Annotated in this window: 1 protein-coding gene; it reads left to right on the forward strand. The window is 68.4% G+C overall.

Features of this window, described 5'->3' with window-relative positions; all coding sequences use genetic code 11:
• Positions 1 to 270: 270 nt before the first annotated feature.
• Positions 271 to 7,030, forward strand: a 6,760-nt coding sequence (locus tag QH276_RS18970) for an amino acid adenylation domain-containing protein (RefSeq protein ID WP_432278800.1), incomplete at its 3' end; no start/stop codon positions are given.

Below are 7,030 nucleotides of genomic sequence, written 5' to 3' on the forward strand. Positions count from 1 at the left end.
GCGTGCAACACGCCGGGCGCCGGTCTGTTCCGGCCGGTTTTCGAGCTGTCGGCGGTCGCCATTTGTTCGCGGTGGGCATGTAAGGTCTGTCGGCGGAAACCAGGTAACGGGCCGTCGTGCTCTGTGCGCGGCCGGTTCACCGGTGTGGTCCGCACCGTCCGCGGGTGCACCGCAGCAAGCGCACTGAGCAGACAAGGCAGGGTTTATGGGTTCGGGTGTCGGTGAACAGCGTGACCGTCGGCAGGAAGTGATCTGGGCATGACCCGAACGGTGCGCACCCGGCCCACCCGCACCCGGCGTGCCCGCGGAACCACCCTGCCCCAGCTCATGGCAACGGCCGTCGAGACCAACCCGGCGGGGGTGGCGGTCAGCTATGCCGATGCCTCCGGCACCCTGGGCCGGCTCACCTACGCGGAGCTGGACGAACGGTCCAATCGGCTGGCCCGGCTGCTCATCGCCCGCGGTATCGGCCCGGAGGATCTGGTGGCGATCGGGATCACCCGCTCGATCGACTCGGTCGTCGCGATCTGGGCGGTGGCCAAGACCGGCGCCGGATACCTGCCGGTGGACCCGAACTATCCGATCGACCGCATCACGTACATGGTCACCGATTCCGGCGCCGTCTTGGGCCTGACCGTGCAGGAATACGCCGCCGCGATGCCCGACGCGGTGGAGTGGCTCATTGCCGACGAGCCGGAGTTCGCGGCCGGGCTCACCCGGTACCCGGCCGAACCGGTGTCCTTCGACGAGCGGGTGCGGCCGCTACGGGTCGACCACCCGGCCTATGTCATCTACACCTCGGGCTCGACCGGCACCCCGAAGGGCGTCGTGGTCACCCATGCCGGATTGGCCGGGTTCTGCGCCGAACAGCGGGAACGCCTACGGGCGGACACCACCTCCCGGACGATGCATTTCGTCTCCCTGTCCTTCGATGCCTCGATGTTCGAGCTGCTGCTGGCGCTGGGTGCGGCGGCGACCCTGGTCGTTGTCGCCCCCACCGTGTACGGCGGTGATGAACTCGCCGATCTGATGCGGCGGGAGCGGGTGACCCATGCCACTTTCACGCCGTCCGCGCTGGCCTCTGTCGATCCGGGGGGCCTGAACGATCTGCGGGCGGTGATCGTCGGTGGTGAAGTATGCCCGCCGGAACTGGTGCGTCGCTGGGCCGGCACCTTGTCCGACGGCAGTTCTCGTGAGTTCTTCAACGGCTACGGCCCGACCGAGACCACCATCGTGGTCAACATCACCGATCCACTGAAACCCGACGAACCGGTCACCATCGGCACGCCGAACCGTGGCGTCACCGAATACGTTCTGGACGAACGGCTGGCGCCGCTGCCCACCGGAGTCACGGGCGAACTGTATGTGGCCGGCGCCCAGCTGGCCCGCGGCTACCGCGCCCGGCCGGGTCTCACCGCCCAGCGTTTCGTGGCCAATCCTTTCGCCGAGGACGGGTCCCGCCTGTACCGCACCGGCGACCTGGTGCGCCGGCGGGCCGACGATTCACTGGAGTACCTGGGCCGCAACGATTCCCAGGTGAAAATCCGGGGTTTCCGGATCGAGCTGGGCGAGATCGACGCGGTATTGGCCGAGCACGAATCGGTGAACTTCGCCGTCACCGTCGGCTACGAGCGCGCCGGTGGCACCATCCTCGCCGCCTACGTCTATCCGGACGGCGGAGCCACCATCGACACCGAGGAACTGCTCGCCCTGGCCGCGCGCCGAATGCCCGCGCATATGGTTCCGGCGAGTATCACGGTGCTGGACCGGATCCCCCTGACACCCGTCGGGAAGCTCGACCGCCGTGCGTTGCCCGAACCGCAGTTGCGCACCAAGGCGTACCGCGAGCCGGAGACGCCCCTCGAGAAGCAGGTCGCTGCCGTTTTCGCCGATCTGCTGCAGCCGGCGGACCCGGTCGGCGCCGACGACGATTTCTTCGAGCTCGGCGGTAACTCACTGATCGCCACGCAGGTAGCGGCCCGGCTGGGCGCCACCGTGGACGCGTCGATTCCGGCCCGCATCCTCTTCGAGGCCTCCACCGTCGCCGGATTCGCCGAACGGATCGCCGAGCTCGGGTCCTCGGGCAGCCGTACGGCTCTGGTGGCGGGGCCGCGTCCGGAGCGGGTGCCGTTGTCGCCCGCGCAGCAGCGGATGTGGTTCTTGAACCGTTTCGACGAGGGTTCGTCGACGTACAACATTCCGCTGGCCATCCGGTTGTCGGGGGAGCTGGATGTGGACGCCTTGCGACTGGCGGTCACGGACCTGGTGGCGCGCCATGAGGTGCTGCGGACGGTGTACCCGGAAACCGCGTCCGGTCCGGTGCAGGTGGTATTGCCCGCCGGGGATGCGGCGCCGCGGCTGGAGGTCCGCTCGGTGGCGGCCGACGAGGTGATCCCGGCGGTCGCGACGTTGATTTCGGGCGGTTTCGACGTGACGTCCGAAGTGCCGCTGCGGGCGGCGTTGTTCACCGTGCACGACACATCCGGTGCGGCGGATCCGGCGGGCGAGTTCGTGCTGGCGGTGGTCGTGCACCACATCGCGGCGGATGGTTCGTCGGTGGGACCGCTGACCAGGGATCTCATGACCGCATACGCGGCGCGTGCGACGGGCGAAGCGCCGGCGTGGGCGCCGTTGCCGGTGCAGTATGCCGATTACAGCATCTGGCAGCGTGCGGTGCTGGGGGACGAGTCCGATCCGGAGTCGTCGGCCGCGCGGCAGATCGAGTATTGGCGATCGGCTCTGGCCGGCATACCCGATCAGCTGGATCTGCCGATGGACCGTCCGCGGCCGGCCGTGCAATCGTTTGCGGGCGGCCGGGTCGAGCTGCGGATCGACGCGGAGGTCCATGCCGGGTTGCTGCGGGTGGCGCAGCGGCAGCACGCGACTCTCTTCATGGTGGTGCATTCGGCGCTGGCGGTGTTGTTGTCGCGTTTGTCGGGTAGTGATGACATCACCGTGGGAACACCGGTGGCGGGTCGTGGCGAGCAGGCGCTCGACGATGTGATCGGCATGTTCGTGAACACGCTGGTACTGCGCACCGTACTCGATCGGGGTGAATCGTTCGCGGAGCTGCTGGCGCGGCAGCGGGAGATCGATATCGCGGCCTACGAACATGCGGATGTGCCGTTCGAGCGCCTGGTGGAGGTGCTGAATCCGGCGCGGTCGCAGGCGCGGCATCCGCTGTTCCAGGTGGGATTGTCGTTCCAGAATCTGGCGCAGTCGAGCTTGGAGCTGCCGGGTCTGACGGTATCGGGCGTCGACTTCGATACCGAGATATCGCAGTTCGATCTGAACGTGATCCTGGGCGACAACTATGACGAGACCGGCAAGGCCGCGGGCGTAGCGGGATATTTCACCTATGCCACCGCGCTGTTCGACCAAGGTACGGTCCAGGGTTTCGTGGACCGTTTCGTGCGGTTGCTGTGCGAAATCGCCGGCGATCCAGATCGGCCGGTGGGTGACCTCGACATTCTCGCTCCGCTCGAACGGACGCGGGTGCTGGCGGAGTGGAACACCACCGACCATGCGCTGCCGGAAAGTCTGCTGCTGGACGGGTTCGAGCGTGCGGCGGCTGCTTATCCGGATCGGGTGGCGGTGTCGTTCGAGGGCACCGATCTCACGTATGCGGAGTTCGCGGGCAGGGTGAATCGTCTGGCGCGGTTGCTGATCGCGCAGGGTGTGGGTCCGGAGTCGTTGGTCGGGTTGCTGGTGTCGCGGTCGGTCGACCTGGTGGTCGGCATGTATGCGGTGGTGGCGGCGGGTGGTGCGTATGTGCCGTTGGATCCGGCGCATCCGGCCGAGCGGATCGGTTACATCCTGGATACGGCGGCACCGGTGTGCCTGTTGTCGACCACTGCCGATGTGCAGGCAGTCGGCGCGGGGAATGCGCGAGTCGTCGGTCCGGGCGAGCCGTCGTCCGCCGGTGGCGGCGCGGGGGACCCGCGGGCGGTCCGCGGGGGCGACCTGTCGGCTGATGACAGCGTGGGCGCGGTTGCCGGTCGGGTAGGCGAGGTCGCGGGTGTTCCGGTGCTCACCCTCGACACTGTCGACACCGGTGGTTTCGATGCTTCGCCGGTGTCCGATGCGGATCGGTTGGCGCCGGTGCGGCCGAGCAATACCGCGTATGTGATCTTCACGTCGGGTTCGACGGGTCGTCCGAAGGGTGTGGCGGTGCCGCATTCGGCGATCAGTAACCAGGTCGCGTGGATGCTTGCGCAATACCCGATGGATACGGGTGATGTCTATCTGCAGAAGACCGCGACCACGTTCGACGTCTCCCTGTGGGGCTATTTCCTGCCCTTGGCGGCGGGTGCGCGCCTGGTCGTCGCCACGCCGGATGGTCATCGTGATCCGGCGTATCTGGCTCGGGTGATTGCTGAGCAGAATGTGACGGTGACGGACTTCGTGCCGTCGATGTTGACGGTGTTCGCGGCGCATACCGAGGCGGGTTCGATCCCGTCGCTCGAGCATGTGTTCGTGATCGGTGAGGCTCTGCCGCCGGAAACCGTGACCGCGATGCATGCGATCAGCGATGCGGCGGTGCACAATTTGTATGGTCCGACCGAGGCCGCGGTGTCGATCACGTATTGGCAGGCGACCGGGGTCGAGTCGGGCAGTGTGCCGATCGGTGTGCCGCAGTGGAACAGCCGGGTGTACGTCCTCGACGGTCGTTTGCGTCCGGTGCCCGAGGGTGTCACGGGTGAGCTGTACCTGGCCGGTGATCAGCTGGCGCGCGGTTATGTGACGCGTCCGGATCTGAGTTCGGATCGTTTCGTGGCGAGCCCGTTCGATCCGGGTGCGCGGATGTATCGCACGGGTGACCTGGTGCGCTGGACGCGGGTCGACGGTGAGCCCGTGCTCGAGTACTTGGGCCGTACCGACTTCCAGGTGAAGTTCCGTGGTCAGCGCATCGAGTTGGGTGAGATCGAGTCGGCGTTGCTGGCGCAGCCGCAGGTGAGCCAGGCCGTGGTCACGGTGGCGGGCTCCGATCTGGGTGAGCAGCTGGTCGGCTACGTGGTGCCCGCACCGGGCGCGCGGATCGTCACCGGCGAACTGCTGGAGGCGCTGCGCGGTGCGCTGCCCACGTACATGGTTCCGGCGGCCGTGGTCGAACTCGACGCGTTCCCGTTGAACACGTCGGGGAAGCTGGATCGTAAGGCGTTGCCGGAGCCGGTGTTCCAGGCGCGCGAGTTCCGCGCGGCCTCGAACCCGATCGAGGAGATCGTGGCCGGTGTGTTCGCCGATGTCCTCGGCGTACAGCGCGTGGGTGCCGACGACGATTTCTTCGCCCTCGGCGGTAACTCGCTGATCGCCACCCAGCTCGCCGCCCGGCTCGGCGCCGCACTGGACACCCAGGTGCCGGTGCGGATGCTGTTCGAGGCCTCCACCGTGTCCGCGCTGGCCGCGCGAGTGCAGGAACAGGCCGGGGCCGGCGGCCGGGCCGCGCTGGTACCGCAGCCGCGCCGGGAGCAGACGCTGCTGTCGGGTGAGGTCGTCGAGGCGGCGCCGGTATCGCTGGCGCAGCAGCGGATGTGGTTCCTCAACCGGTTCGACGGGGCCTCGGCGGCGTACAACCTGCCGCTGGCCATCCGGTTGTCGGGTGTGCTGGACGTGGCCGCGCTGCGGCAGGCCGTCACCGATGTGGTGTCCCGGCACGAGGTGCTGCGGACCGTGTATCCGGAGACGGAAGCCGGCCCGGTGCAGGTGGTCCTGCCGGTCGGGCAGGCCGCGCCGAGTCTGGAGCTGCGGCCGGTGACCGCCGCGGACGTCGTGCCCGCGGTGGCGGAGCTGGCGTCGGCCGGGTTCGACGTCGCGACCGAGGTGCCGCTGCGCGTGGCCCTGTTCCAGGTGACCGACGCAGCCGCCGGAGACGGCACCGATATGACCGGCGAGTACGTACTGGCGATGGTGGTGCACCATATCGCCGGCGACGGCCTGTCGGTGGGCCCGATGACCCGGGACATCATGACCGCCTACGCGGCCCGCGCCGCCGGTGAAGCACCGGGCTGGGTGCCGTTGCCGGTGCAGTACGCGGATTACAGCATCTGGCAGCGTGAGCTGCTGGGTGACGAGTCGGATCCGGAGTCGCTGGCGGCGCAGCAGATCGGGTACTGGCGGCAGGCGCTGGCGGGTGTGCCGGATCAGCTGGATCTGCCGGCCGACCGGCCGCGCCCGGCGGTGCAGTCGTTCACCGGCGGCCGGGTGCGGCTCGCGATCGACCCGGAAACCCATGCCGGATTGCAGCGGGTGGCCCAGGAACAGGGCGCGACCCTGTTCATGGTGGTCCACACCGCGCTGGCGGTGCTGCTGTCGCGGCTGTCCGGCACCGACGATATCGCCATCGGCACCCCGGTGGCGGGTCGCGGTGAACAGGCTCTCGACGATCTGATCGGCATGTTCGTGAACACCCTGGTGTTCCGGACCGAGGTCGATCGCGGCGAGGCGTTCACCGAACTGCTGGCCCGCCAGCGGCAGCTGGACATCCAGGCCTTCGCGCACGCGGATGTGCCGTTCGAACGACTGGTGGAGGTGCTGAACCCCGCGCGGTCCACCGCCCGGCATCCGCTGTTCCAGGTCGGATTCACCTTCCAGAACATCGGCGGGGCGAGCCTGGAGCTGCCGGACCTGACGGTGTCGGGGGTGGAGGTCGATACCGAGATCTCGCAGTACGACCTGAACTTCCTGCTCGGCGACACCTACGACGAGACGGGCACCCCGCAGGGCGTGGCCGGCTATCTGACCTACGCCACCGCGCTGTTCGACCGGGCCACGGCCCAGGGCTTCGCGGACCGCTTCGTCCGGTTGCTGTCCGATATCGTCGCCGCGCCCACCACCGCGGTGGGTGATCTGCAGATCCTGGCGCCCGCCGAGCGGACGCGGGTGCTGGCGGAGTGGAACGCCACGGAACACGCGTTGCCGGAAAGTCTGCTGCTGGACGGGTTCGAGCGTGCGGCGGCCGCTTATCCGGATCGGGTGGCGGTGTCGTTCGAGGGCACCGATCTCACCTACGGGGAGTTCGCGGGCCGGGTGA

The sequence above is a fragment of the Nocardia carnea genome, from assembly GCF_029869215.1.
GTDB classification, from domain to species: Bacteria; Actinomycetota; Actinomycetes; order Mycobacteriales; family Mycobacteriaceae; genus Nocardia; species Nocardia carnea_B.